The following is a 23671-nucleotide window of genomic DNA, read 5'->3' as shown; positions in this document are numbered from 1 at the left end:
GCGCCCGCCTCAGCGCCGGGTGGCCCCCACCTGCTCGGCCAGCGCGGCCGGGTCCGAGGTCGGCACCTGGCAGGCGAAGTGCCGGCAGACGTAGGCCGCCGGCGCCCCGTCCAGCAGCGGCCGGTCGGCGAGCAGCGGCACCTGCAGGCCGGTGCTCTCCCCGGTCGCCGTGCCGAGCGCCACCACCGCGCCGGGCGCGGTGGCCAGCAGCGCCGTGCGGTGCAGCGCCGCCGTGCGCGGATCGTCCGCGGCACCGACCACCGCCACCTCGCGCGGGCCGTCCAGCAGCGCCTCGGCCGCCGTCAGCCCCCACCCGATGAACCGCGGCGCCTGCCCCGCGAGTGCGCCCACCACGCCCAACGCCCGCTCCGCGGCGGTGCGGTGGCGCTCCGAACCGGTGTACGCCGCGTACGTCAGCAGCGCCTGGGCGGCGGCCGTCCAGCCGGACGGGGTGGCGTTGTCGGTCGGGTCCTGCGGCCGGCGGATCAGCTCCTCGGCATCATCGGCCGTGTCGTACAGGCTCCCTGACGTCTCGTCGGTGAAGTGCACGAGCACCGTGTCCAGCAGCCCGCCCGCGAGCCCCAGCCACTCGGCCTCCCCGGTCACCGCGTACAGCGCGAGGAACCCCTCGGCCACGTCGGCGTAGTCCTCCAGCACGCCCGCATTGGCACCCGGGCGACCGTCCCGCGAGGTACGCAACAGCCTTCCGTGCGCGCTGAGATGGACGCTCAGCAACAGATCGGCCGCGCGGCCCGCGGCCTCCACCAGGTCCGGGCGGTCCAGCAGCGCGCCGGTCTCGGCGAGCGCCGCGATCGCCAGCCCGTTCCAGGCGGCCACCACCTTGTCGTCCCGCGCCGGGGACGGCCGCTTCGCCCGCGCCGCCAACAGCCGCTCGCGCAGCCGCTGGTAGCGCGGGACGTCCTCGGGGTCGGCCAGCAGCTGGAGCACCGAGGCCCCCTCCTCGAAGGTCCCGTCCTCGGTCACCGCGAACAGCCGGGCCGCCAGCGCGCCGTCCTCCTCCCCCAGCTCCCGCGCCAACTCCCCCGGCGTCCAGACGTAGTACGCACCCTCCCGGTGCGCCCCGTGCGCATCCTCGCTGTCCGCGTCCAGCGCCGAGGCGAACCCGCCCTCCGGCGTGCCCAGTTCACGCACCAGGAAGTCCGAGGTCTCCAGCGCGATCCGCCGCGCCCGCTCGTCCCCGGTGGCCCGCCACAGGTGCAGGTAGACCCGGATCAGCAGCGCGTTGTCGTAGAGCATCTTCTCGAAGTGCGGCACCACCCAGCCCGCGTCCACCGAGTAGCGCGCGAACCCGCCGCCGAGCTGGTCGTAGATCCCGCCGCGCGCCATCGCCTCGGCCGTCCCGGTCACCATCTCCAGCGCCACCTCGGACCCGGTGCGCGCGTGGTGCCGCAGCAGGAACTCCAGCGCCATCGCCGGCGGGAACTTCGGCGCCCCGCCGAACCCGCCGCGCGCCGGATCGAAGCTCCGACTCAGCCCCGCCAGCGCCTGGTGCAGCTCCGCCTCCCCCGGCGCGGCCAGCCCCGCCCCCGCCCCGTACACCCCGGCCCGCTCGGCCAGCTCCGCCCGGATCCGCCCGGCAACCTCGGCCACCTCCTCACGCCGCTCCCGCCACGCGGCGTCCACCCCCTCCAACACCTGCCGGAACGAGGGCATCCCGTGCCGCGGCTCGGGCGGGAAGTACGTCCCGAAGTAGAACGGCTCCTTGTCCGGCGTGAGGAACACCGTCATCGGCCACCCGCCCTGCCCGGTCGCCGCCTGCACCGCCTCCATGTACACCGCATCCACATCCGGCCGCTCCTCGCGGTCCACCTTCACCGCGACGAACCGCTCGTTCAGGTACTCCGCGAGCCCCGCATCCTCGAAGCTCTCGTGCGCCATCACATGACACCAGTAAATTAGTAGAAGCATAAGTGACAGGACGCATAGCCCACACTCAAGAGAATGGGCACGTCCCGCCGCTTCGCTTCATTCATCGCCTCCTCTCCCCATGGCCACCAATCCACCGGATTGGAAGCGTGCTGGAGCAGGTACGGCGACGTCGCGTTCGCGAGTCGATTCATACCGGCATCGTCGCACGACCCGGACCGTCCAGCCCAGCTCCCGCGCGGGCCGGACAAGGACGTAGCCCAGCTCTCACCGTTCGTACGTCACCGCGTTAACATCATGGCCGGCGCTCCTTCCCGCGCCCGGAACTGCCCGGTGGCCTGCAATGGTCCTCACCTGGCCGAGGGTTTCATGCGGGTCGCCGGGCTGGCGGATTCATGCGGGCCTGGGTCGCAGTGACGGGCCGTCGTCCACAGCGGCGAGCACGGTGGTCTCCTCGGCATCGACGCGCGCCCGGGACACCGAGGCGACCGACAGGTGCTTGCCGACCCCCGATGGGCTCAGGCTGGAACTGGACCCCGTTTTCACCCGCCGATGCTCTTGAACCCGCACTTGACTCGACTGCAGGGACCGCTCCGCATTCGAGTTCGCACGGCGGCAGCTCCACGCTCTGAACGTCACTGACTCGGAGAAGACCGCGTTGGGCGAGATGCTCGACACCTGCCCTGTCGGATGATGCCCACCCAAGAGCCCGTGATGTGCGAGAACGAGGTCACCGCCGGACCGTTCACCCAGCAGGAACGCCAGTGCGTCCAGCGTGGCTGTCTTGCCGCAGTCGTTGTGACCGGTCAGAATCGTCTGCTTGCGGATCGGTATGCCCTGGACGTCCGCCAGGGAGCGGAAGTTGGTAACGCTGAGTTCGATGAGCTGCGTCTTGCTCCCTGGCCCATGACGGCGTGAAGATTCGCGCGGGCATGCCATCGCGGCGCTTGATCCGTCCGGTCAACCTGAGTGCCCAGTGAGACCTTAGCGCCTGATGACCACCGTCCCTGTCGTGCGCCGTTCGGCCGTCCGTCACGGGAGAGTTCGTGCCACGAGCCTCGTCACTGACGAAGCCGACCTGAGCTGCCTGTCGACGACGGTGGCGGGGTGCAGTCTCCAGCGCCGTTCTCTCCGGTCGCCTCAACCGCCCGGGAGCCACCGTTGGCGCAGGCGGACTCAGCAGCCGTCCGCAGCTCGGGGTCGCCTCAGAATCCGAGCGGCGTGCCGGTGACCAGCTCGCTCTCGATGCGCAGGTACGAACCCACGGGTTGGTGGCCCCACGGCTGCGGCCCGTCCTGGCGAAGGTCGGCGAGCCGTGCCGGGTCGGTGAGCAGATGGGATCGACCGATGACGAGTACGGACCAGCCCTGAAGTGTCTGTTCGTCGAGCCGATCGACTTGGAATCCCACGACGACGTCCTCCAGTGACGTGGCCAGCCCTGAGTCGGCGGGCAGCGGGACGACCACGGCGCCGTCGGTGTCGAGTACGAAGCACGTCGGAGTGACGGCCGGCATCGCGCCCTCGGTGTGGATGAGGCGACCGGCCGCCGTCTGGCGCAGCAACTCCAGGCTCTGCACGCGGGTCCAGGTGTCACCGGACTGACCGGACGGGTCGATCGGCAGCACTCTGGGCTGCGGCGCTGACCTGGGGGCTTCAGCGGGGATCATGGGGCTCACCGTCCAGGACGTCACTCGCCGGCCTGCGGGGTGTGGCTGCTCCTTCGGCCCCGTGTCCCAGGCGGATCAGCATCTGGGGGTGGCCGGGGCCGTGCTGCGGGTCGCGCAGCGACCAGCGCAGGTCGGGCCACTCCATGGCCTGGTGCAACAGGGATGCCTGCAAGCCGCATTCGGTGGCGAGCAGCAGGACGTGTTCGAGTGCTTGGCCGGCGCGCAGCCAGTCGGCTGGCTCGTCGTGAGCGGTGGACAGCAGGGCTATGCACGGGTGGGCCTCGAAGCGGACGGGCGGCAGGTGCTCGGCGGGGCTGATGGCGGAGAAGTCCCTGACCGGCAGTCGGCCTGCGGAGCCCTGCGGGCCGAGGGCTGCCGCCGGAATGCCGTGCGGACCGTTGTCGGCCGCGTGGATCGCGTGGCGGCTTTCGGCGCCCCGTCGAGGCTCGGTGGTGTTGCGTCGCTCTGCCTCCGCTGTCACCGCCAGCAGCCGGAGAACCTCCACGTCGTCGGGCATCTCCAGTTCGGCGCCCTCTGCCCGGGCGGCAGTGGCGAGTTCGGCGAGGATCACCGGGTCGACCGGCCGACCGGTGAAGGGGAGACGGCTGCTGTGCCGGTGCCAGATCGCTTCGTACAGGTCCCGATCCTCGTCCGCGACGATGCGGGTGGTGCCGGCGAGACGGACGGCTGCCAGTAGATCCGGTTCCGCCGGGTGGGGCAGGAGGTGCACGACCGGCTCGCGGCCCAAGTGGCGGATGGCGACCTGCAGGTTGAACACGGCCGCACCGACGGAGATGTGAACCCCGCGGCCGGCGGAGTCGGTGACCTGCAGCGCCTGTTGCGGCACGGCCCGGACCTCCAGCGTGGTCGTCTCGGGGCGGAAGCGGAAACGCCAGGGCTGGGTGTTGTGCATGGACGGCGCCGCGACTGCGGCGGAGACCAGGTGCTCCAGAGTCGCAGCGTCCAGAGTCGAGGTGAGCATGAGAGCCTCCTCCGCCGGCGGAGGAGGGAGTTCCTCCTCCCACTGCTCATCGTGCGCGCGGCAGGCGTATGTACGCAGGGGCCGACCGGCCCCGCCTTCCGCGCCGAGCGGCCCTGTTCACTCCGTCTGTCGTCGGCGCAGAGTGGTTCTCGGGGGCAACCGGCTCGGCGGCTCCCCGCCAGGAGACCGACCGGCTGATGGCGGCCCCACCGCCGATCGGCCCCCGACGCCGGAGGAACTGCTGGCCGAGCGGTACGCCCGCGGCGAGATCAACGACGAGGAGTACCGACGCCGGTTGGATCTCCTCCGTGAGCACCGCTGACCCGCACACCGCGGAGGGGAGCAGGACAAGGACGAGGAGGCGATCGCCATGTCCCGACAGCCGCACGGACGGACCGGGCCCACCGACAGCACCGAGGGCCTGAACACGACGCGGCACCGGGCCGACGAGCCATCGGAGGATGCCGAGGGCAAGCCGCCAGACGGGCTCCCGCACCGGACCCGGGTGAGCGAGGTGATGTCCCGCCAGGTCGTCGCGGTCGATCCCCGGGCAGGTTTCGCCGTGGTCGTCTCCGCCCTCCAGGACCACCACCACGACATGCTGCCCGTGGTCGACCGACAGCGGCACGTGATGGGCATGGTCTGCGCCTCCGACCTGCTCACCAAGCTCGCAGTCCAAGCCCTGCCGGCCCGGTCCATGCTGTGGGAGCCCCGATACGTGCGGACGATCCGGCGCAAGGCGGCCGGCGTCGAGGCTGGTGAACTCATGAGCACGCCGGTCGTGACGGTCGGCGAGCGGACGACCGTGGAGCAGGCGGCCCTGCTGGCGTTGCGACACCGCGTGCACCACCTGCCGGTGGTCGACTCCCAACGGCAGCTGACTGGGATCGTCTGCCTGTGCGACCTGCTGAACGTCCTACGACGCGACGACGCAGCCGTCCGTGCCGAGGTCGAGGCGGTCGCCCTGGCACCCGACCTCGGCACGGTGGCCTCGACTCTGCGGGTGGGCTGCGTCCATGGCCGGGTCGCCCTGGAAGCCCGCACCGTCCACCACCACCAAGCCGACCAACTGCTTCACCGCGTACGGGCCGTCGAGGGCGTCGTCAGCGTCGCCGACGACCTGCGCTGGGAGATCGAGGATGAGGGACTGGCCGGTCCCCAAACCTCCGGCTGACCCGGTCGGCGTCCGAAACGGTGGTGCGGCTCTCGACGACGTACCACTTCGCGAGGATTGCTCTCATCACCGTCTCCTTGCCTCCGGGCGCCGGGCGGACGCCGCCTGTGAGGCGGGGCCGTTCGACCCTCACCGTCCGAGCCTGCTGTTCCTGGGGGACGATGGAATGGGTCGCGTGGCTACTGCCGTCGCCTCGGCCCATGCCTCAGCTCAGGAAGGGGCGGACATGGCGATACCCCGACACGACGCGTCCAACACGACCGCCTGGGTGGTCGAGCGGCCCGGCCCGATCGGCTCGTTCCCGCTACGCCGGGTGGAGCGATCGATCGGCGCGCCGGGGCCGTGGGAGATCCTGATCAAGGTAGCGGCTTGCGGCGTATGCCGCACCGACCTCCACCTGACCGAAGGCGATCTGCCGCCGCGCACACCACGCTGCACGCCCGGCCACGAGATCGTGGGCCGGGTGCTGCAAGCAGGTTGTGATGTCGCGGAGTTCGGCCCCGGCGACCGGGTCGGAGCGGCCTGGCTGGCGAGCACCTGCGGCGCGTGCCGCTACTGCCGCGCGGGCCGTGAGAATCTCTGCCCGTCCTCCCGCTACACCGGCTGGGACATCCACGGCGGCTATGCCGACCACACGACGGTGGACGCCCGCTTCGCCTACCCGCTACCCGAAGGCCCCGCCGACGAGGAGCTCGCCCCGCTGCTCTGTGCCGGCATCATCGGCTACCGCGCCCTCCAACGCGCCGACCTGCCGCCCGGCGGCCGCCTCGGCATCTACGGCTTCGGCGCCTCGGCGCACCTGACCGCCCAGCTCGCGCTCTCCCGTGGAGCCACCGTGCACGTCCTGACCCGCGCCGAGGCGGCCCGGCGCCTCGCCCTGGAGCTCGGCGCGGCCTCGGCCCGCGGCGCGTACGACAGCCCGCCCGAACCCCTCGACGCGGCGATCCTCTTCGCCCCGGTCGGCGACCTGGTCCCCGTCGCGCTGGCCGCCCTGGACCGGGGAGGAACGCTCGCGGTCGCAGGCATCCATCTCACGGACATCCCCGGCCTGAACTACGCCCAGCACCTCTTCCAGGAACGCACCCTGCGCAGCGTCACCGCCAACACCCGCGAGGACGGCCGCGCCTACCTGGCCGAAGCCGCGCGGCACCAGCCCGCCGTCCACGTGCAGCGCTACGCCATGAACCGGGCCGACACCGCGCTGGCGGATCTCGCGGCCGATCGGATCACCGGCGTCGCCGTCCTCCTCACGGAGTGACGTGGCGTCAGAATGTAAGCGAGGGGCTCTCACCGGGCCGCAGGAGTAGTGGGGCGCGGGCCAGCCGCTCCGGGCCGGGGCATCGCGTCCCGGGCGCACGCGCACAGTCGCCTGCGGTTCTCAGGTACGGAACAGGGCGACCTTGAGCGCGCCGTTTGCTCCGGCGTCGGCGAAGACGTCGTATGCCTCCTGCATCTCGTCGAGGCCGAACCGGTGGGTGACCAGCCGGGAGACGTCGAGCCGTCCGGCGGCCAGCATGTCGAGGAGCAGGGGGGTGCTGCTGGTGTCGACCAGGCCCGTGGTGATGGTGACGTCTCTGATCCAGAGGTCCTCCAGGTGGAGGGTGGCGGGCTTCCCGTGCACGCCGACGTTGGCGACCCGGCCGCCGGGGCGCACCACGCGGGTGCACAGTTCGAAGGTCTCGGGCACGCCGACGGCCTCGATCGCCACGTTGACGCCGCGGCCGTCACGGGTCAGGGCGCGGATCGCCTCGTCGGCGGCCTCGGCCGAGGTGAGCGCGATGTCGGCGCCTGCGCGCTTGGCGGCGTCCAGGCGGCTGGGCGCCAGGTCGACGGCGATGATCCGGGCGGGGCTGTAGAGCCGGGCGGTGGTGATCGCGGCCAGCCCGATCGGCCCGGCCCCGACGACTGCCACGGTGTCGCCCGGTTCGACCTGCCCCTTGCGGACGCCGACCTCGTAGGAGGTGGGCAGGATGTCGGCGAGCAGCAGCGCGGTCTCGTCGCTCACCCCGGCGGGGAGCTCGTGGAGGGAGTTGTCGGCGAAGGGGGTGCGGACGTACTCGGCCTGCGTGCCGTCGATCAGATGGCCGAGGATCCAGCCTCCGCCGCCGGTGCACTGGCCGTAGGTGGCCGTCCGGCAGTAGGCACAGCGCCCGCACGCGGAGATGCAGGAGACCAGGACGCGGTCGCCTTCCTTCAGCGTCCGCACGGCCGCCCCTGTCTGCACGACCGTGCCCACGGCTTCGTGGCCCAGGACGCGGCCGTCGGTCACCTCCGGGACGTCGCCCTTGAGGATGTGCAGGTCGGTGCCGCAGATGGTCACCGCGTCCACGCGGACGATCGCGTCCTCGGCGTCCTGGATCACCGGGTCGGGGACGTCGCCCCAGGTGCGGCGTCCGGGGCCGTGATAGGTGAGGGCCTTCATGTCCGATCACTCTCCTGGCGTGTGGCGGCCGGCTGACATCTCCAGGCTCCCGCTGCCTGCCCGGTCGGCACAGGGCCGATCGGTCCCGAAGGGGTGGGCCTCAGGGGGTAACGCCGCTGCCGTTCCAGGTGCAGTGGGGTGTGCTCCAAGGGTTCGACCCGCGGGAGGAGATGGGACGGTGCTCTTCGTTCAGCCCGTGCCTGTAGGGTCGCGCCGCTGTGTGGGTCGGCGAGGAGAAGGCAACGTGGTGACAGGCGACGTCCCGGCCGGTGGCCGGGTTGGGCTGAGGACGATCGCCCTGGAGTGGGGCCGGATCGGCTGCATCGGCTTCGGCGGGCCACCGACCCATATCGCGCTGCTGCGGAAGCTGTGTGTGGAGCAACGGCAGTGGATCGCCGCCACGGAGTTCGAGGACGGGATCGCGGCGACGAATCTGCTGCCGGGTCCGGCGTCGACCCAGTTGGCGATCTTCACGGCGTGGCGGCTGCGCGGGCTGGCCGGCGCGGTGGTCGGCGGGGTGTGCTTCATCGTGCCGGGACTGGTGCTGATCCTGGCGCTGGCCGCGCTGTTCCTGGCCGGGCATCCGCCGCTGTGGGTGCGGGGCGCCGCGGCCGGTGCGGGGGCGGCGGTGGCGGCGGTCGCGGTGCAGGCGGCCTCCTCGCTGGTACCGGCGAGCTGGAAGCGGACCGGCGACGTGCTGGCCGCCCGAGGCCGGTGGATCGGCTACGGCCTGGCTGGCGGGATCGCGGCCGCGCTGCTGGGGCCGTGGCTGGTCCTGGTGCTGGTGAGCGCCGGCCTGATCGAAGTCGCGGTCAGGGCCGGTTCCCCGGCAGGGTGGACCCGGCAGAGCTCGTGGCCGCTGCTGGCCGCTGCCCCGGCGGCGGGCGCCGGGGGCCTGCTGGCGCTGGCGTGGGTGGCCTTCAAGGTCGGCGCGCTGTCCTACGGCGGCGGGTTCGTGATCATCCCGTTGATGCAGGCCGACGCCGTGCATCACTACCACTGGATGACGGACGGCCAGTTCCTCAACGCGGTGGCGCTGGGGCAGATCACGCCGGGTCCGGTGGTGCAGACCGTCGCGGTGGTCGGCTATGCCGCCGCCGGGGTGTGGGGCGGGCTGCTGGCCGCCATGGTGGCGTTCACCCCGTCCTTCCTGTTCGTGATCTTCGGCGGGCCCCGGTTCGACCGGCTGCGGGCCGACCTGCGAGTGCAGGCGTTCCTGACCGGCGCCGGACCTGCTGTGATCGGCGCGATCGCCGGCTCCACGATCCCCCTCGCACTGGCACTGCAGCACGGGTGGCAGTTCGGCGTGCTGGCCGCGGCGGCCGTCTGGCTGCTGGCGGCCCGCCGCGGCGTGGTCGGCGCCCTGCTCGGCGCGGGAGCGATCGGCGCCACCGTCGCCCTGGCCGGCTGGCCGGTGAGCTGACGGAACGGACCCCACGGGCTGGAGTCGCCGTTCAGCCACAGGCGCATCCGGCGGCGGCCGGAGCGGGCTCGTTCGCCCCGGGGGTGGATCCGCGGCAGGCGGCGCCGGTGCCCTGGCCGGTCAGCACGGCCATGTCGACGGTCCCGCTACCGGCCACCCGGGAGACGGTAGCGGTGCAGGCGGTGGCCCGCCCTGCCGCACGGCGACCGCCGTCATAGCCTGAACCGAGAGCACCGACCAGGAACCTGGAGGGGACGGGGCGGTCCTCCGCAAGCGAAGGGAGCCGACGATGGGCAGGCCGGTCATCGTGGGTATGGACTCATCACAAGCCAGCAGGCACGCGCTCGACTGGGCGGCCGACGAGGCGCACCTGCGCGCCGAGCCACTGAGCGTCCGGCACATCTGGGTCGAGGAGACCACGAAGGCGCCCGACGGCCAGGAGTCACCGCCCAGCAGAGAAGCCGGCGAGGCGCTGCTCGACGAGGCCCTCGCCCGGACCCTTCGGCAGCACCCGGACCTGGACGTCTCGATCGAGCTGCCGGACGGGCGGCTGCGCGACGTGATGACCGAGGCGGCAGCCGACGCCGACCTGCTGGTGCTGGGGGCACGCGGGTCGGGCGGGTTCCCCGGCCTGTTGATGGGCTCCACCAGCCTCTTCGTCGCCGCGCGGGCGGCCTGTCCCGTGGTGGTGGTCCGGCCCACCGACACTGCGCCCGGCATCGGCGGGGTGGTCGCGGGCATCCACGGCGACCACGGGGACGAGGAAGTCCTGGCGTTCGCCTTCGACTTCGCCCAGCGGCGGAACCTGCCACTACTCGCCGTGCACGCCTGGTCCTACCCGCTGATCGCCATGCCGGGCCACGCCAATCCTCCGGTCTTCGAGGAGACCCACATCGCGGCGGAGCAGGATCGACTGGTCGCCGAGGTACTGGCCGGCTGGCGTGAGCGGTTCCCGCAGGTCGATGTCACCGAGTCGGCGGTGCGGGCGCATCCGGCCGGGGAGTTGGTCGCGCGCTCGCGTGAGCACCAGTTGGTCGTGGTGGGCCGCCACGGCGAGCCGCACGGACCGCTCGGCCGCCTGGGCTCGACGAGCCAGGCCACCGTCCTCCACGCGGCCTGCCCGGTCGCCGTCGTGCCCACCTGACCCGCCGCGATCACCGGGGCACCGCTCCGCTGGCCCGCTCTGCCTACGGCGCGCACGATGGAGGACGGGCCACCGTCCCCGGGGCGCGACGAAATCCGGAGGATCATCGTGAACACGCCGAGCATCGGCGGATTCGACCCACGGCCGTGACGGCCCCGGCACAGGACCCGGCAGACGCGTGGCACCTGCGCTTCGAGGGCTTCGACCCGGCCGAGGAGGGTGTCCGCGAGGTGCTCTGCGCGGTCGGCAACGGCTACCTGGTGAGCCGTGCCGCCGCGCCGGAGTCGTCCGCGGACGGCGTGCACTACCCGGGTACCTACCTGGCGGGCGTCTACGACCGGGCGGTGTCGGTGGCCGACGGTCGGACGGTCGAGAACGAGGACCTGGTCAACTGCCCGAACTGGCAGTCCTTCAGCTTCCGCCCCGCCGACGGGGACTGGTTCACCGGGCCGCCGGCCGAGCAGCGGATGGACCTCGACCTGTGCCAGGGCGTGCTCACCCGGCACGCCCTGGTCGTGGACGCGCAGGGCCGGCGCACCCGTCTCGTGCAGCGCCGGATCGCCAGCCAGGCCCAGCCGCACCTGGTCGTGCTGGAGACCGAGCTGCTGGCGGAGAACTGGTCCGGCCCACTCGAAGTCCGCTCCGCCCTGGACGGCACCGTCGCCAACACCGGCGTCGCCCGCTACCGGGGCCTGACCAGCCGTCACCTCGTACCCGCCGGACAGGGCCTGGACGAGGACGGCACGCTGTGGCTACAGGTAGCCACCGCCGGATCGCCCCTGCACATCGCCCTCGCCGCCCGCACCCGGGTGACACCGCCCGCGCTGCACCGCAGCAGTCGGCTGCGGGAGGGTTGGGCAGCCGAACTCCTCACGCTGGACGTCACCGAGGGCCGTCCGGTCACCGTCGAGAAGACCGTGGCCGTGTACACCTCCCGCGACCCGGCCATCGACGCACCGCTGCCGGCCGCACGGCGCCTGGCGGCCCAGGCACCGGGGTTCGAGCGACTGCTCGTCGAACACGCTCTGCGGTGGGCCGAACTGTGGCGGCGCTGCCGGATCGAGGCCGACTTCGACGGGGCAACGGCCCTGCACCTCAACCTGTTCCACCTGCTGCAGACCTACTCCGAGCACTCGGTCGACCTGGACGTCGGCATCCCGGCCCGCGGGCTGCACGGCGAGGGCTACCGAGGGCACGTCTTCTGGGACGAACTGTTCGTGCTCCGCCTGCTCAACCTGCGCTTTCCCGAACTGGCCCGAGCCGTGATCGGCTACCGCCACCGACGGCTGGACGCCGCCCGGTCGGCCGCCCGCGAGGCGGGCCTGCGCGGGGCGATGTACCCGTGGCAGAGCGCGAGCGACGGCCGCGAGGAATCCCAGCAACTGCACCTCAACCCGCTCTCCGGCCGCTGGCTGCCCGACCACAGCCACCTGCAGCGACACGTCGGCTCAGCCGTCGCCTACAACGTCTGGCAGCACTACCAGGCCACCGGCGACCTCGACTTCCTCGCCACCACCGGCGCCGAGATGCTGCTGGAGATCGCCTCCTTCTGGTCCTCCGCCGCCACCTACGACCCGACCCGCCAGCGATACTCGATCCGCGGCGTCGTCGGCCCCGACGAGTACCACGACGCCTACCCCTGGGCCGGACGCCCGGGCCTGGACGACAACGCCTACACCAACGTGCTCGCCTCCTGGGTGCTGGCCCGCGCACTGGAGACCGTCGAGCTGCTGCCCGGGTATCGCCGGGACGAACTGCTGGAGCGCCTGGCCATCGACCGCACCGAACTCGACCGCTGGCAGGAGGTCGGCCGCCGCCTGCACGTGCCGTTCCACGACGGTGTGATCAGCCAGTTCGACGGCTACGAGCGCCTGGCCGAGCTGGACTGGACCGCCTACCGGCGCCGCTACCCCGACCTGCAGCGCCTCGACCGGATCCTGGAAGCCGAAGGCGACACCGTCAACACCTACAAGGCGTCCAAGCAGGCGGACGTCCTGATGCTCTGCTACCTCTTCTCCCCGCGCGAACTGCGCAACCTGCTGCGCCACCTCGGCTACCCGGCCGGGCACGAGCTGCTGCGCCGCACCACCGACTACTACCTGCGCCGAACCGTCCACGGCTCGACCCTCAGCGCGGTCGTGCACGCCTGGGTGCTCACCCGCGCCGACCGTCAGAGATCCTGGCGGTTCTTCCGCGACGCGCTCAGCAGCGACCTACTCGACGTCCAGCACGGCACCACCGCCGAGGGCATCCACCTCGGCGCGATGGCCGGCACCGTCGACCTCCTGCAGCGCTGCTACACAGGGCTGGAGATCCGCGAGGACACCCTCTGGCTCGACCCGCACCTGCCCTCGGCCCTCGGCCAGCTCACACTCGACCTGCGCTACCGGGGCCACTGGGGCGTCCGGATCGCTGTCGACCGGCACACGGTCACCGTCAGCCTGCGCGAGAGCCGCCAGCCACCGGTCCAAGTTGCCTTCCGTGGATCGACGACCGCGATCCTGCCCGGCAGAAGCCACACGTTCTCCCTCTGAGGGCCACCAGAGGGGGCTATGCCTTCTCGCCCGCGCGCAGTTCCTCGCCCACCTGGTGGGCCCAGCTCTGGATCGCCTCCGCGTTGCGGAAGTCGCCACCCTTGTCGTGCTTCACCAGGGCCCGGGCGACGAGTCCCGGTGTCTCGGCGGTGATGCTGCCGCCGAACGTCCGGTGCCCCTTCGCGTGTAGGCGTTCCATCTCTCTGGCCACGGCCGGCACCGGCGGGATCTCGTGCCGCTCGGCCGAGCTGTCCAGTGGGCCGCTGCTGAACAGCCACACCGGCCGGTGCGTCAGCGCGTCGGCATTGCGGTGAGCGCAGCGCATGGCGTCCCGGCTCCAGTGGCCCGCGTAGAGCGATCCTCCCAGGATCACCGCGTCGAACCCCTCGACCTTCCGCACTCCCCGAGCCGGATGGACCGCCGCGTCGAATCCCTCCTGTTCCAGCGTGCGGCCGATCTCCTCGGCGATACCGGCCGTGGCACCGTGTTTGCTGCCGTAGGCCACCAGGATCCTCTGCCTCTTCATGGCACACCTCCTGTGCTCGGTGGGCTCCGGGCCGGCCCGCGTGGCCGGCCGCCACCTCCAGCATGGCTGTATCCAGCGCGGCCAGGTAGGGCCGCTCGCCCCCACTGCACGGACGGTCGGCCCCTGTAGCAGGGCCAGACGTTGGTGGGTTTCAGAAGACGATGCCGCCGTCCCGACGGTCGCGGTCACCCGACGGTCCGGGCACGACGACGACCGGGCACCGTGCGTGGTGCAGGACTCCCTGACTGACGGAGCCCAGCAGCATGCCGGTGAAGCCGCCGTGTCCGCGTGTCCCGACCACCAGCGCCAGGGCGTGCTCGGACGCCTCGGACAGGACGGCCACGGGATGACCGCGCACCACTTCGTGCGTCACGTCGACGTCCGGGTAGACCTGGGCGCGCCCGGCCGTGGCCTCCGCGAGTACTCGACGGGCTTCCTGCTCGGCTCGGTGCTCGTCCACCTGGTCGGGGCTTGCGGTGTGAAGTCCGAAGATCGCCCGCAGGCCCGCGCCGCGCCGGGAGGCTGCCTCGAAGGCGTAGTCCACCGCGGCCTGCGACACCGGGCTGCCGTCCACTCCGACCACCAGGTAGGGCGGCTGCCGGGTCGCGTGCTCGGGGTCCCGGACCACCACCACCGGGCAGCCAGCGCAAGCGATCAGCGAGACAGCCACAGAGCCGGCGGTGAACAGTTCCCGCACCGCCGACAGGCGCTGCGAGCCCAGGACGAGCAGCGCCGCCCCCTGCTCTTCGGAGCGCAGGACCTCGGCCGGCTCACCGTCCACCAGTACGGTGTCCACCACAACCGCAGGGTGTCGTTCAGCGGCAAACCGTGCCGCCTCCCCGAGGATGCGCTCGCCGGCAGCGCGGATCAGCCTGGCCTCGTCCTCCGCCTCGGCCCAGAGCAGCGGCCGCGCGCTGACGGGTGTCGGCGGTCGGCAGGCCAGCACCAGGCGCAGCGGAAGGTCGCGGCGGTGCGCCTCGTCAGCGGCCCAGGCGAGCACCAGGCGGCTGGGGTGCCCCGGGTCGACTCCGACGACCACGGCTGAGCGCGTCTGCGACTGCATCTACTTCTCCATCCATCCATCGATCCGTTCACACGCACTTGACGTCGCTCTCCCCGCGTCCCCCTCCCGGAGCCCGACGGCAGCGGGGCCGCCCGACCCCCCGACTCGTCCGCCGTCGACCTGGTGGCGCTGCGCCGTCCGTACGACGCCCTGCGGCCGGGACCGCTGTCAGTCGAGCAGCCTGCCGCACTCGGGGCAGACGGCCGACGGCTCGACTCCGCCGCCGCTGTGGGTGCCAACGTCGGTCCGTTCATCCGCGGCGAGACGCGCCCATCGGCCCTGGGCCGCCAGGACGGCCGCCGCCGTGTGCGGCCCGCGCAGGATCCACGCCAGCGGCACGGCGAGTACCGCGCCCATCAGCGGCCCCACCACGTAGATCCAGACCTGTCCGACGCTGCCACCCACCACGGCAGGACCGACACTGCGCGCGGGATTCATAGATCCACCGCTGGCCGGACCGGCCCAGAGCCCGGCCAGCACCACGTAACCACCGACCGCGATGGCGGCGTTGTGCCCGATGTTGCGGGCCCCGGACGCCGTCCCCAGGATCACCGTCACCAGGCCCAGGGTGAGCACGACCTCCAGGACCAGCGCGGTCCCGTCCCCCACCCCCGGACCGGGCACGGTGGCCCCCAATCGGCCCACCGTGCCGAACAGCGCACGCAGCAGTCCCGCCGCGGCGAATGCCCCGACCAGCTGAGCGAGGAGGTATCCCGGCACCCGGCGCCAGGGGAAGTCGCCGCGCGCCGCGAAGGCCACCGACACCGCCGGGTTGAGATGGGCTCCCGACGTCTCACCCAGCGCGTAGATCAGCGCGACCACCATGGCACCCGGCGCCACGGCCTGAGCGGCCGGACTCACCTCCCCACCGGACACCGCGGCGACCACACCTGCCCCGGCGGCCACCAGGACCAGGAAGAACGTGCCGACGGCCTCGGCGGTCAGGCGCTCCCACTCCGGCCAGGGCCCTTTGACCGCCTCGGCTGCCGCGGCTCGGCGGGCCCGCACCTGTCGAATTCTGGAGACCCCTCGGGGCACCGCGCTCGCACTGTCGTCGCTCATCGTTCCCGCCCCGCCCTTCAGGAGTCGCCTGTTCCATTCTCGGCAGCGGCCGACCGGGTCCCCAGGGCCGAAAGGGGTACAGCCGGGCGGACCGTCCTGGCCCGACCGGCCCTGTGCGGCCGGTCGGGTCCTGGCGGAGGCTGGAGGTGAGCGGCCGGGCGTGCCACGTCCGGGGCACCCGGCATGGCACCGCCTCCGTGTCCGCCCGGCCGAGGAGTTGTCGCGGCACGGCGGCCCCGAGCCCGGGGAGCCCGCATGTCCACCGTCCAGCCTCTCCCGCCGACCGTCGAGGCCCTGCTCTCGGACGGCACCACGGCAGCCATCAGACCGCTGCGGCCGGCCGACCGGGAAGCCGCGTACGACCTGCACGCCGTGCGAATGTCCGAGAAGAGCCGTCGGCAGCGGTTCTTCGCGGCCAGCCGGCTGGCCCCGAAGCTGGCGGCCGACCGGCTGTGTGCACCGCGTCCGGGGTTCATGGCACTCGGCGCCTGGGTCGACCGGGAACTCGTCGGTGCGGCGGACTACGAGATCGTCCGCGAGCGACCCGACGCGGCCGAGATCGCGCTGGCTGTGGCTGACCGGTGGCAGCACCACGGGGTGGCGACGCTGCTGCTGGAGCATCTTCTGCACGCCGCTCGCGAGCAGGGCGTGCGCACCATCGAGGCCGACACCCTGGCCGGGAACCGGGCGGTCCACCAGGTCTTCACCGACCTGGGGCTGCGGGTGCACCGCCACCTGGATCACGGTGAGATCCGCGTTCGGGTCCCCCTGGACGAGAAGGACGAGCACTACCGCAGCGCCGTGGAGGAACGCGGGCGCAGCGCGGACGTCGCGAGCCTGGTGCCGCTGCTGCGGCCTCGGTCGGTCGCGGTGGTCGGCGCCTCCCGGCGGCCGGGGTCGGTGGGCCGGACGGTGCTGGAGAAGATCCGGCAGGGCGGTTTCCGGGGAGAGCTGTGGGCCGTCAACCCCCACGCCGAGCGCATCGCGGACGAGCGGACGTACCCGGCGCTGAGCGCACTGCCCGGGACGCCGGATCTGGCCGTGCTCGCCGTGCCCTCGGGTGCCGTGGCGAACACCGCCGAGGAGTGCGGCCAGGCCGGTGTCCGCGCCCTGGTCGTGCTCGCCTCCGGGCTGAGCGGCGCCGACGCGTCGCAGCTCCTGCACGCCTGCCGCCGGCACAGCATCCGGCTGGTCGGGCCGAACTGCCTGGGCATCGCGGTCACCGACGACACCGTCCGGCTGGACGCCGAGTTCGGCGCCGCCCGGCCGCTGCCCGGCAGCGCCGGTGTGGCCGTGCAGTCGGGCGGTGTGGGCATCGCCCTGCTGGAGCGGCTGAACTGGCTGGGCATCGGGGTGTCCGACTTCGTATCGCTCGGAGACAAGTACGACGTCAGCGGCAACGACCTGCTGCAGTGGTGGGAGAGCGATGGCCGTACCGACCTCGCCCTGCTCCATCTGGAGTCCTTCGGCAACCCGCGCGCCTTCTCCCGCACCGCCCGCCGGGTGACCCGCCGCTTCCCCATCCTCACCGTGGACGCCGGACGCTCCGCCGCAGGCCGACGGGGAGCCGCCGCGCACACCGCGGCGGCCGCCACCCCGACCGTGACCCGCCAGGCCCTGTTCCGCCAGGCCGGCATCACCGCCACGCACAGCATCGGCGAACTCGTCGAGGCCGCCGCACTGCTGCACGCCCAGCCGCTGCCCGCCGCCCGCTCCGCCGTCGCCGTCATCTCCAACGCCGCCGGGGTGGGAATCCTGGCTGCCGACGCCTGCGTGGACTTCGGGCTCGTGCTCCCCGAACTCCCGGCCCACCTGGCGCTGGAGCTGACCGGGGTTCTCCCCTCAGGCGCGTCGGCCGCCAACCCGGTCGACACCGGCGCCGCCGTAGGCCCGGCCGAACTGCGTTCCTGCCTGGACCTGTTGACGCGCAGCCGGGCGGTCGAAGCGGTGCTCGTCTGTCTGGTCCCGACCGCGCTGACCACCGATCCCGAGCAGGATCCTCTTCGCGCCCTGCTCGACGGCCCGGGTCGGCGCCGGATCCCGGTGGCGGCGGTACTGCTCGGTCAGGAGGTCCCGGTGCGCTATCTCGACTGCGCGGACGGCGCGCGCATCCCCGTCTACTCCGACCCGCAGGCGGCCGCCCGCGCCCTGGCCCACGCCCGCGACCGGGCGCGCCGGCTGGCAGAACCGCCCGGTGCCGAGCCCGCCGTCCACGACTGCGATCAGCAGGCCGCCGAGGACCTGGCGGCACGGTTCCTCGACACGCACCCCGACGGCGGCTGGCTCGACCCCGCTCTCACCGAGGACCTCCTGCGCTGCTACGGCCTACCGCTCACCACGTCCGTCTGGGCGCCCGACGAGCACGGCACGGTGCTCGCCGCCCGGTCCATGCGCCAGCTCGGCCACGAGGACAGGATCGCGCTCAAGGCGTACTGGCCCGGCCAGGTCCACAAGAGCGACGCCGGCGCCGTGTACCTCGGACCCGGTGACGACACGTCGGTCCGCACCGCCTACCAGGACTTCGAGAACCGCTTCGGCGAGCGGCTGGCGGGCGCGGTCGTCCAACCGCTGGCCGCACCGGGCACCGAGCTGTTCGCCGGCATCGTCCAGGACCAGGTCTTCGGCCCGCTGATCGCCTTCGGCATGGGCGGAACCACCATCGACCTACTGGACGACCGCACCGCCCGGCTCACCCCGCTCACCGAGAACGACCTGCACACCATGACCACCGAACTGCGCTGCGCCCCGGTGCTCTTCGGCTACCACGGCCGGGCCGCCGCCGACCTGATGGCCGTCCAGGACCTGCTCGCCCGACTCTCCCGGCTGGCCGACGACCTCCCCCAACTCGCCGAGGCCGACCTCAACCCCATCATCGCCACCCCCGACGGGCTGCTCTGCGTGGACGCCAGGGTGCGGCTGGAGCCCCGGCACCCCTTCGACCCCTACCTGCGCCGACTGCGCCGATCCGCGGCAGGCTGAAGGGCGATCAGCGGACAGCGCCCGGTGCGCGGCGACGAAACCGCGCACTGGGCCTGCGACTTCACTGGACCAGGACCCGCTCGCCCGAACGCGGCACCACGGCCGTCCAGCCCAACTCCCGGTCGATCCGGTCGCGCAGCCCCTGGGAGCCCTCCGGCTCGCCGTGCACCAGGTAGGTCGCGCTGGGCGGTGGCGCTCCGCCCAGCCATTCCAGGATCTCGCCCGCGTCGGCGTGCGCGGAGAACCCGGGAACGCTCACCACCTCCGCGCGCACCGGGACGTAGGTGCCGAACATCTTGAGGGTGCGGGCACCGTCGACCAGGTCCCGGGACCTGGTGCCGATCGCGGCGAAGCCGACGATCATCACGGTGTTGCGGGGGTCGGGCAGCAGCCTGCGCAGGTGGTGCACGACCCGGCCTCCGGTGGCCATGCCCGAGGCGGAGACGATGATCGACGGCATCGCTGAGCGCTGGATCGCGGCCGACTCCCGCACCGACCGGGCCGCGGTGAACGGCGCGGGGTCCAGCACCGACCCGTCCCCGCGGACCACCTCCATCCGGAGCTCCGGCGCATGGTCCGCGAAGGCGTCCTGGTAGACCCGCAGGGCCGCGAGTGCCATCGGGCTGTCCACGTAGACCGGCACCGCGGCCGGCAGCCGGCCCGAGCGGCGCAGCTGGGCGAGTTCGTGCAGCACGACCTCGGTGCGGTCGACCGCGAAGGACGGGATGACGATGGTGCCGCCGCGGGCGAGGGTGTGTGACAGCGCGTCCGCGAACCGGGCCCGGGCGCCGCGTTCGTCGTGGTGGCGGTTGCCGTAGGTGGACTCCATCAACAGGACGTCCGCGCCGGTGAACGGGTCGGGCGGGCGCAGCAGTGGGTGGACGGGGCGGCCGAGGTCGCCGCTGGCGGCGAGGGTGTGGCCGTCCTCCAGGGTGAGGTGGGCCCAGGTCGAGCCGAGGATGTGGCCGGCGTGGTGCAGGCGCAGCAGGGTGCCGGTGGTGATCTCGGTCTCGTCGCCGACGGGTGCGGGTTCGAAGAGGCTCAGGGCGCGGTCGACGTCCGCGTCGTCGTAGAGCGGCTGGGCTGGGCGGTGTTTGGACCAGCCGTGGGAGTTGGCGTGCTCGGCCTGCTCCTGTTGCAGGTGGGCGCTGTCGCGGAGCACGATCTCGGCGAGGCGGGCCGTGTTGGGGGTACAGACCACTCGGCCGTGGAAGCCGTCCTTGACCAGGCGGGGCAGATAACCGCAGTGGTCGAGGTGGGCGTGGGTGAGGACGACGGCGTGTACGTCTTCGGGGGCCAGCGGCAGCGGGCGCCAGTTGCGCCGTCGCAGCTCGGCCATGCCCTGGAACATTCCGCAGTCCACCAGCACCCGGGCGTGGTCGGTTTCGACCATGAACTTGCTGCCGGTGACGGTGCCGACTCCGCCGAGGAAGGTCAGCAGCCCGGGCCGGAGCCTGGGCCCGCTCCCGGCCTCCCTGTCGCTCTCCACCGCGTCGACCATGGTGACCGCCCTCTCCTCGGCGGGCCGCGCCGCGCGCGGACCGGATACCCACCAGTCCACTGTCACACCACGACGCGCACCCGGCGCGGGCCGGATCGCCCCGCAGCGGGGACCGACCGGCCCTGTTCCGAGGAGCTGTGAGGACGACGATGGAAGTGGCCTCCGTACCGACCGAGCAGGCACCAGCCGGCCCGGCCGCACCGGCAGCGCGGTAACGCCAGAAGGCAGGAACACCATGAAGGGCGCCGTACCCCTGGGACGGATCCTCGGTGTGCCCCTGCGCATCCACTGGAGCGCGCCCCTGCTCGTCGTTCTCCTGGCCGACAGCCTCAGCAGCAGCACGCTCCCCGCTTGGGCGCCAGGGCACTCCACCACCGCCTACACCACAGCCGGCCTCGTCGGCGCGCTCCTGCTGATGGCAAGCCTGCTCGCGCACGAGGCGGCGCACGCGGTCACCGCGCGACGGGCCGGAATCAAGGTCGAGGACGTGACGGTCTGGGGGCTGGGCGGGATCACCCGCATGGGTCGCGCCCGGACTCCCCGGGTCGACCTCGCCGTCTCGGCGATCGGGCCCCTGACCAGCCTGGCGCTCGGCGGAGTCGCGATCGCCGCCGGTCTCGCGACGCAGCACGCCCTCCACTGGGCGATTCCCTCGGCCGTACTGCTCTGGACCGGCTGGGCCAACCTGCTGCTCGGCGCGTTCAACCTGCTGCCCGCCGCACCACTGGACGGCGGACGGGTCCTCCAGGCAGTGCTCTGGTGGCGCCGGGGCGACCGCGAGCAGGCCCAGCGGATCGCCGGCCGCACCGGCCAGGTCGCCGGAACGCTGCTGGCCGTGGCCGGCTGGGTCGAGCTGACCCACGGCGCGAGCGCCGGCCTGTGGCTGATCCTCGTCGGCTTCTTCATCTCGCTGTCCGCGGTGGCCGAGGTCCGCCGCGCCACCCTGGAGACCGCGCTGCGCGGCGTGCCCGTGGCCCAGGCGATGTCCGCGCCCGTCGTCACCGGGGCCGACTGGCTGACCGTGGACCGATTCCTCGACGAGATCACGACGAAGGGCCACCACTCGGCGATCCCCCTGCTCGACTTCGACGGACACCCCAGCGGAATCGTCGAGCTGCGCCGACTCGCGGCACTCCCGCCCGCTCGGCGGGGCGAACTACGGGCCCGCGACATGGCCCTCCCCCTCGCGCGCTGCGCACAGGCCGCACCCGACGACAGCCTCATCGACGCGCTGGAGCGACCGGGTGTGACGATGCCGCTGCGGATCCTGGTGCTCGACGCCGGAAGACTGGTCGGCATCGTCACCGGCCACGACATCTCCCGGATCGCACAGCAAAGCGTGCCCACGCCGCATGCCACCGGGGCCCGCCCGACCGGCTGACCGCCCGTTCGGACGGCCGGGCTCTCGGGACCGAACGGGCCGAGCCGAGGGCCGTCCGGCCCTGGGCGGTCGGGCGCCGAAGGAGCAGCCTGAGACTGCCAACCTAGTTGCGAGGTGCGAGATGAGTGCAGGACAGTCGACAGGAAGTCGGATCGTGGTCGGCGTGGACGGTTCGCCGTCCTCGAAGGCCGCGCTGCGCTGGGCGGTCGATCAGGCCCAGCGGACCGGGGCCGTCGTGGATACGGTCGCCTGCTGGTCCTACCCGACGGTTTACGGCTGGGGGATGACCGGGGTGGATCCCGAACTCCCCGACGTCACCGGGAAGATGCTCGCCCAGACGGTGGCCGAGGTGGTCGGGGACAACCCGCCGGTGGAGGTCCGCGAGAGCGTCGTACTCGGCAACGCCGCCGAGGTGCTGCTGGACAAGGCCAACGGGGCCGAGCTGCTGGTGGTCGGCAGCCGGGGCCACGGCGGGTTCTCCGGCGCCCTACTGGGCTCGGTGGGCCAGCACTGCGTGCAGCACGCACACTGCCCGGTCGTCGTGATCCGACACGCCGAGAACTGACCGCGTACGCCCTCAGGTCCGGGCAGCGGCCGAGCAGCAGCGCGTCGTGAACAGCCGACTGTGCAGTGCGTCGTAGGCTGCGGCGGCTGCCACGTCGACCTCCGCAGGGATCGAAGGCGCCGGCACGGGTGGGTCATGAGTCGGCTTGCCGCTCTATCCGCACCGCGGGACAGAGGGACTCGGCCACCTCTGGATCGAACGGTTCGGTGTCCGGGGTGAGCACTGCTGCGGCGGCCACAGCCACCCCGAGGGCACAAGCCTCGACCGGATCATCGCCCGCAGCCAGCCGAAGGGTGATCGCGGCCACCATGGCGTCTCCAGCCCCGGCGTCGCTGAGCGCCTCCCCGGGCAACGGCGGGGCCCGCAACTCGGTGTGGCCATGCCTAGTTGAACAAAGAGCGCCCAGTTCGCCGAGGGTGGTGACGGCGACCTCGGTCGCCCCTGCGGCGAGTAAGTACTCGTTGACGGCACGGGCGTCGTCGAAGGTCCGGACGGGCCGGCCGGCGAGGCTGGCGGCCTCGTGATTGTTGCACCTTCGCAGAAAGACGCCCTCGCGCAGAGACTCGCGCAGGGCCCGCCCCGAGGTGTCCAGGACCAGTCGGGATCCGGCCTCCTTGACTCGGCGGGCGACCGCCGCGTAGAAGGCGTCGGACAGACCGCTGGGCAGACTGCCGCTGGCCACGACGTACTGGTGGCCGGCTGCTGCCCGTTCCAGCGCGTCCAGGAGACGCTCTCCCTCGCAGTCGTCCAGTCGCGGGCCTGGCGGCACGATGTGGTAGCTGCGGCGTGACTCGGTCTCGAACAGCACGAACGCTTCGCGAGTCTCACCCGCGATCCCGAGGGCGAGATGGTCGAGCCCCTCCTCGTCCAGTAGCCGGTTCAGGCGCTGGCCGACCTCACGGCCGGCGGTGTGGATGGCGGTCGCCCGTCCTCCGAGCCGCGCCACGCCCCGGGCGACATTGATGCCTCCGCCGCCGGCGGTCACGAACCTGACTCGGGCGCGGGTCTTGCCGACGTCCGCCAGACGGTCGACCTCGCAGCAGATGTCGACGGTGGGATTCACCGTCAGGGTGAGGATCGCAGGCATGGTCTCCGACAGCGGACTCGCCCCGCCGCGACCCGCCGAAAGCAGACCAGACACTTCAGCGCCGCTCATCGCGGTGACACGAGGGTTGTGACCTCGATCGTCCGTGGCTGCGCTCCCGGGTCCTCCGCAGAGGGGCTGAACTCGTTGGGGAGCCCTCGAAGAGGTCCAGGAACGAAGGCCACCAGTACCCCACGTCCATCACGCAGTTCACCCGCCACCTTGACCTCCTCACTCGGTCACTCCTTCCATCCTGATGCGCGAGCGCAGGAGGCGC

18 protein-coding genes and 2 pseudogenes are annotated in these 23671 nt (G+C 72.5%); 9 read left to right on the top strand and 11 right to left on the bottom strand.

The genetic code is table 11. The features are described 5' to 3' along the window. Positions 1-9: 9 nt before the first annotated feature. The 4 genes and pseudogenes from OG294_RS24120 to OG294_RS24105 all read right to left on the bottom strand — a co-directional run bounded on the left by OG294_RS24120 (position 10) and on the right by OG294_RS24105 (position 4536). A pseudogene (locus OG294_RS24120) lies at positions 10-2081 on the bottom strand (thioredoxin domain-containing protein). A gap of 199 nt (positions 2082-2280) precedes the next feature. After that, on the bottom strand, positions 2281-2826 hold the full coding sequence (locus tag OG294_RS24115) for an AAA family ATPase (RefSeq protein WP_327068626.1): 546 nt from the start codon (positions 2824-2826) through the stop codon (positions 2281-2283). A 266-nt stretch (positions 2827-3092) separates the two neighbouring features. Continuing rightward, on the bottom strand, positions 3093-3512 hold the full coding sequence (locus tag OG294_RS24110; protein WP_327068625.1) for a pyridoxamine 5'-phosphate oxidase family protein: 420 nt from the start codon (positions 3510-3512) through the stop codon (positions 3093-3095). Positions 3513-3540: 28 nt separating this feature from the next. Further along, positions 3541-4536 (bottom strand): Acg family FMN-binding oxidoreductase, encoded by a 996-nt coding sequence (locus OG294_RS24105; protein ID WP_327068624.1) that lies wholly within the window; start codon positions 4534-4536, stop codon positions 3541-3543. Between the two features lie 223 nt (positions 4537-4759). Here OG294_RS24105 and OG294_RS24100 point away from each other — a divergent pair. The 3 genes and pseudogenes from OG294_RS24100 to OG294_RS24090 form a co-directional block, all read left to right on the top strand. After that, positions 4760-4858: pseudogene (locus tag OG294_RS24100) on the top strand (SHOCT domain-containing protein); the annotation flags it as partial. 48 nt (positions 4859-4906) lie between these two features. Continuing rightward, entirely contained in the window at positions 4907-5710 is an 804-nt protein-coding gene (locus OG294_RS24095) for a CBS domain-containing protein (RefSeq protein WP_327068623.1), read from the top strand. A gap of 226 nt (positions 5711-5936) precedes the next feature. After that, on the top strand, positions 5937-6968 hold the full coding sequence (locus tag OG294_RS24090) for a zinc-binding alcohol dehydrogenase family protein (RefSeq protein ID WP_327068622.1): 1032 nt from the start codon (positions 5937-5939) through the stop codon (positions 6966-6968). Positions 6969-7088: 120 nt separating this feature from the next. Here OG294_RS24090 and OG294_RS24085 read toward each other — a convergent pair whose 3' ends face one another. Further along, a complete protein-coding gene (locus OG294_RS24085) occupies positions 7089-8132 on the bottom strand; it encodes a zinc-dependent alcohol dehydrogenase family protein (protein ID WP_327068621.1) in 1044 nt (347 codons plus the stop codon). A gap of 244 nt (positions 8133-8376) precedes the next feature. On the opposite strand from OG294_RS24085, the gene chrA reads away from it, so the two are divergent. Continuing rightward, a complete protein-coding gene (chrA, locus tag OG294_RS24080) occupies positions 8377-9555 on the top strand; it encodes a chromate efflux transporter (protein ID WP_327068620.1) in 1179 nt (392 codons plus the stop codon). A gap of 31 nt (positions 9556-9586) precedes the next feature. Here chrA and OG294_RS24075 read toward each other — a convergent pair whose 3' ends face one another. Continuing rightward, a complete protein-coding gene (locus OG294_RS24075) occupies positions 9587-9712 on the bottom strand; it encodes a hypothetical protein (protein WP_327068619.1) in 126 nt (41 codons plus the stop codon). Positions 9713-9844: 132 nt separating this feature from the next. On the opposite strand from OG294_RS24075, the gene OG294_RS24070 reads away from it, so the two are divergent. Together OG294_RS24070 and OG294_RS24065 are read left to right on the top strand one after the other, a co-directional pair. Then, positions 9845-10699, top strand: a complete 855-nt coding sequence (locus tag OG294_RS24070) for a universal stress protein (RefSeq protein ID WP_327068618.1) — start codon at positions 9845-9847, stop codon at positions 10697-10699. Between the two features lie 146 nt (positions 10700-10845). Next, the gene (locus OG294_RS24065; RefSeq protein WP_327068617.1) at positions 10846-13233 is read left to right on the top strand and encodes a glycoside hydrolase family 65 protein; all 2388 of its coding nucleotides are present in this window, start codon (positions 10846-10848) and stop codon (positions 13231-13233) included. A 16-nt stretch (positions 13234-13249) separates the two neighbouring features. Here OG294_RS24065 and OG294_RS24060 read toward each other — a convergent pair whose 3' ends face one another. The 3 genes from OG294_RS24060 to OG294_RS24050 form a co-directional block, all read right to left on the bottom strand. Then, on the bottom strand, positions 13250-13759 hold the full coding sequence (locus OG294_RS24060) for a flavodoxin domain-containing protein (protein WP_327068616.1): 510 nt from the start codon (positions 13757-13759) through the stop codon (positions 13250-13252). A 151-nt stretch (positions 13760-13910) separates the two neighbouring features. After that, the gene (locus OG294_RS24055; protein ID WP_327068615.1) at positions 13911-14822 is read right to left on the bottom strand and encodes a universal stress protein; all 912 of its coding nucleotides are present in this window, start codon (positions 14820-14822) and stop codon (positions 13911-13913) included. Positions 14823-14990: 168 nt separating this feature from the next. Continuing rightward, positions 14991-15830, bottom strand: coding sequence for an MIP/aquaporin family protein (locus OG294_RS24050; protein WP_327068614.1), 840 nt, complete (start codon positions 15828-15830; stop codon positions 14991-14993). Between the two features lie 309 nt (positions 15831-16139). On the opposite strand from OG294_RS24050, the gene OG294_RS24045 reads away from it, so the two are divergent. After that, positions 16140-18863, top strand: coding sequence for a bifunctional acetate--CoA ligase family protein/GNAT family N-acetyltransferase (locus OG294_RS24045; protein ID WP_327068613.1), 2724 nt, complete (start codon positions 16140-16142; stop codon positions 18861-18863). Between the two features lie 61 nt (positions 18864-18924). Here the strand turns inward: OG294_RS24045 and OG294_RS24040 are convergent, their stop codons facing one another. Further along, positions 18925-20424, bottom strand: a complete 1500-nt coding sequence (locus OG294_RS24040; protein ID WP_327068612.1) for an MBL fold metallo-hydrolase — start codon at positions 20422-20424, stop codon at positions 18925-18927. Between the two features lie 175 nt (positions 20425-20599). On the opposite strand from OG294_RS24040, the gene OG294_RS24035 reads away from it, so the two are divergent. Together OG294_RS24035 and OG294_RS24030 are read left to right on the top strand one after the other, a co-directional pair. Beyond that, the gene (locus tag OG294_RS24035; protein WP_327068611.1) at positions 20600-21745 is read left to right on the top strand and encodes a site-2 protease family protein; all 1146 of its coding nucleotides are present in this window, start codon (positions 20600-20602) and stop codon (positions 21743-21745) included. A 121-nt stretch (positions 21746-21866) separates the two neighbouring features. Next, positions 21867-22310: a universal stress protein gene (locus OG294_RS24030; protein WP_327068610.1), complete on the top strand. Its 444-nt coding sequence runs from the start codon at positions 21867-21869 to the stop codon at positions 22308-22310. A 133-nt stretch (positions 22311-22443) separates the two neighbouring features. On the opposite strand, the gene OG294_RS24025 is transcribed toward OG294_RS24030, so the two are convergent. Then, positions 22444-23397 (bottom strand): 1-phosphofructokinase family hexose kinase, encoded by a 954-nt coding sequence (locus OG294_RS24025; protein WP_327068609.1) that lies wholly within the window; start codon positions 23395-23397, stop codon positions 22444-22446. Positions 23398-23671 lie beyond the last annotated feature (274 nt).

It is taken from the genome of Kitasatospora sp. NBC_01302, assembly GCF_035976515.1.
Lineage (GTDB): Bacteria > Actinomycetota > Actinomycetes > Streptomycetales > Streptomycetaceae > Kitasatospora.
Note: the sequence above shows the minus strand (reverse complement) of the source record. Positions and strands in the feature narration are given on the sequence as shown.

Bases quoted from the DNA above. Each gene is read 5' to 3' on its own strand.
- OG294_RS24090 (WP_327068622.1), top strand. From the start codon at position 5,937: ATGGCGATACCCCGACACGACGCGTCCAACACGACCGCCTGGGTGGTC.
- OG294_RS24105 (WP_327068624.1), bottom strand. From the start codon at position 4,536: ATGCTCACCTCGACTCTGGACGCTGCGACTCTGGAGCACCTGGTCTCC.
- OG294_RS24070 (WP_327068618.1), top strand. From the start codon at position 9,845: ATGGGCAGGCCGGTCATCGTGGGTATGGACTCATCACAAGCCAGCAGG.
- OG294_RS24095 (WP_327068623.1), top strand. From the start codon at position 4,907: ATGTCCCGACAGCCGCACGGACGGACCGGGCCCACCGACAGCACCGAG.
- OG294_RS24060 (WP_327068616.1), bottom strand. From the start codon at position 13,759: ATGAAGAGGCAGAGGATCCTGGTGGCCTACGGCAGCAAACACGGTGCC.
- OG294_RS24035 (WP_327068611.1), top strand. From the start codon at position 20,600: ATGAAGGGCGCCGTACCCCTGGGACGGATCCTCGGTGTGCCCCTGCGC.
- OG294_RS24115 (WP_327068626.1), bottom strand. From the start codon at position 2,826: ATGGCATGCCCGCGCGAATCTTCACGCCGTCATGGGCCAGGGAGCAAG.
- OG294_RS24055 (WP_327068615.1), bottom strand. From the start codon at position 14,822: ATGCAGTCGCAGACGCGCTCAGCCGTGGTCGTCGGAGTCGACCCGGGG.
- OG294_RS24085 (WP_327068621.1), bottom strand. From the start codon at position 8,132: ATGAAGGCCCTCACCTATCACGGCCCCGGACGCCGCACCTGGGGCGAC.
- OG294_RS24025 (WP_327068609.1), bottom strand. From the start codon at position 23,397: ATGCCTGCGATCCTCACCCTGACGGTGAATCCCACCGTCGACATCTGC.
- OG294_RS24030 (WP_327068610.1), top strand. From the start codon at position 21,867: ATGAGTGCAGGACAGTCGACAGGAAGTCGGATCGTGGTCGGCGTGGAC.
- OG294_RS24045 (WP_327068613.1), top strand. From the start codon at position 16,140: ATGTCCACCGTCCAGCCTCTCCCGCCGACCGTCGAGGCCCTGCTCTCG.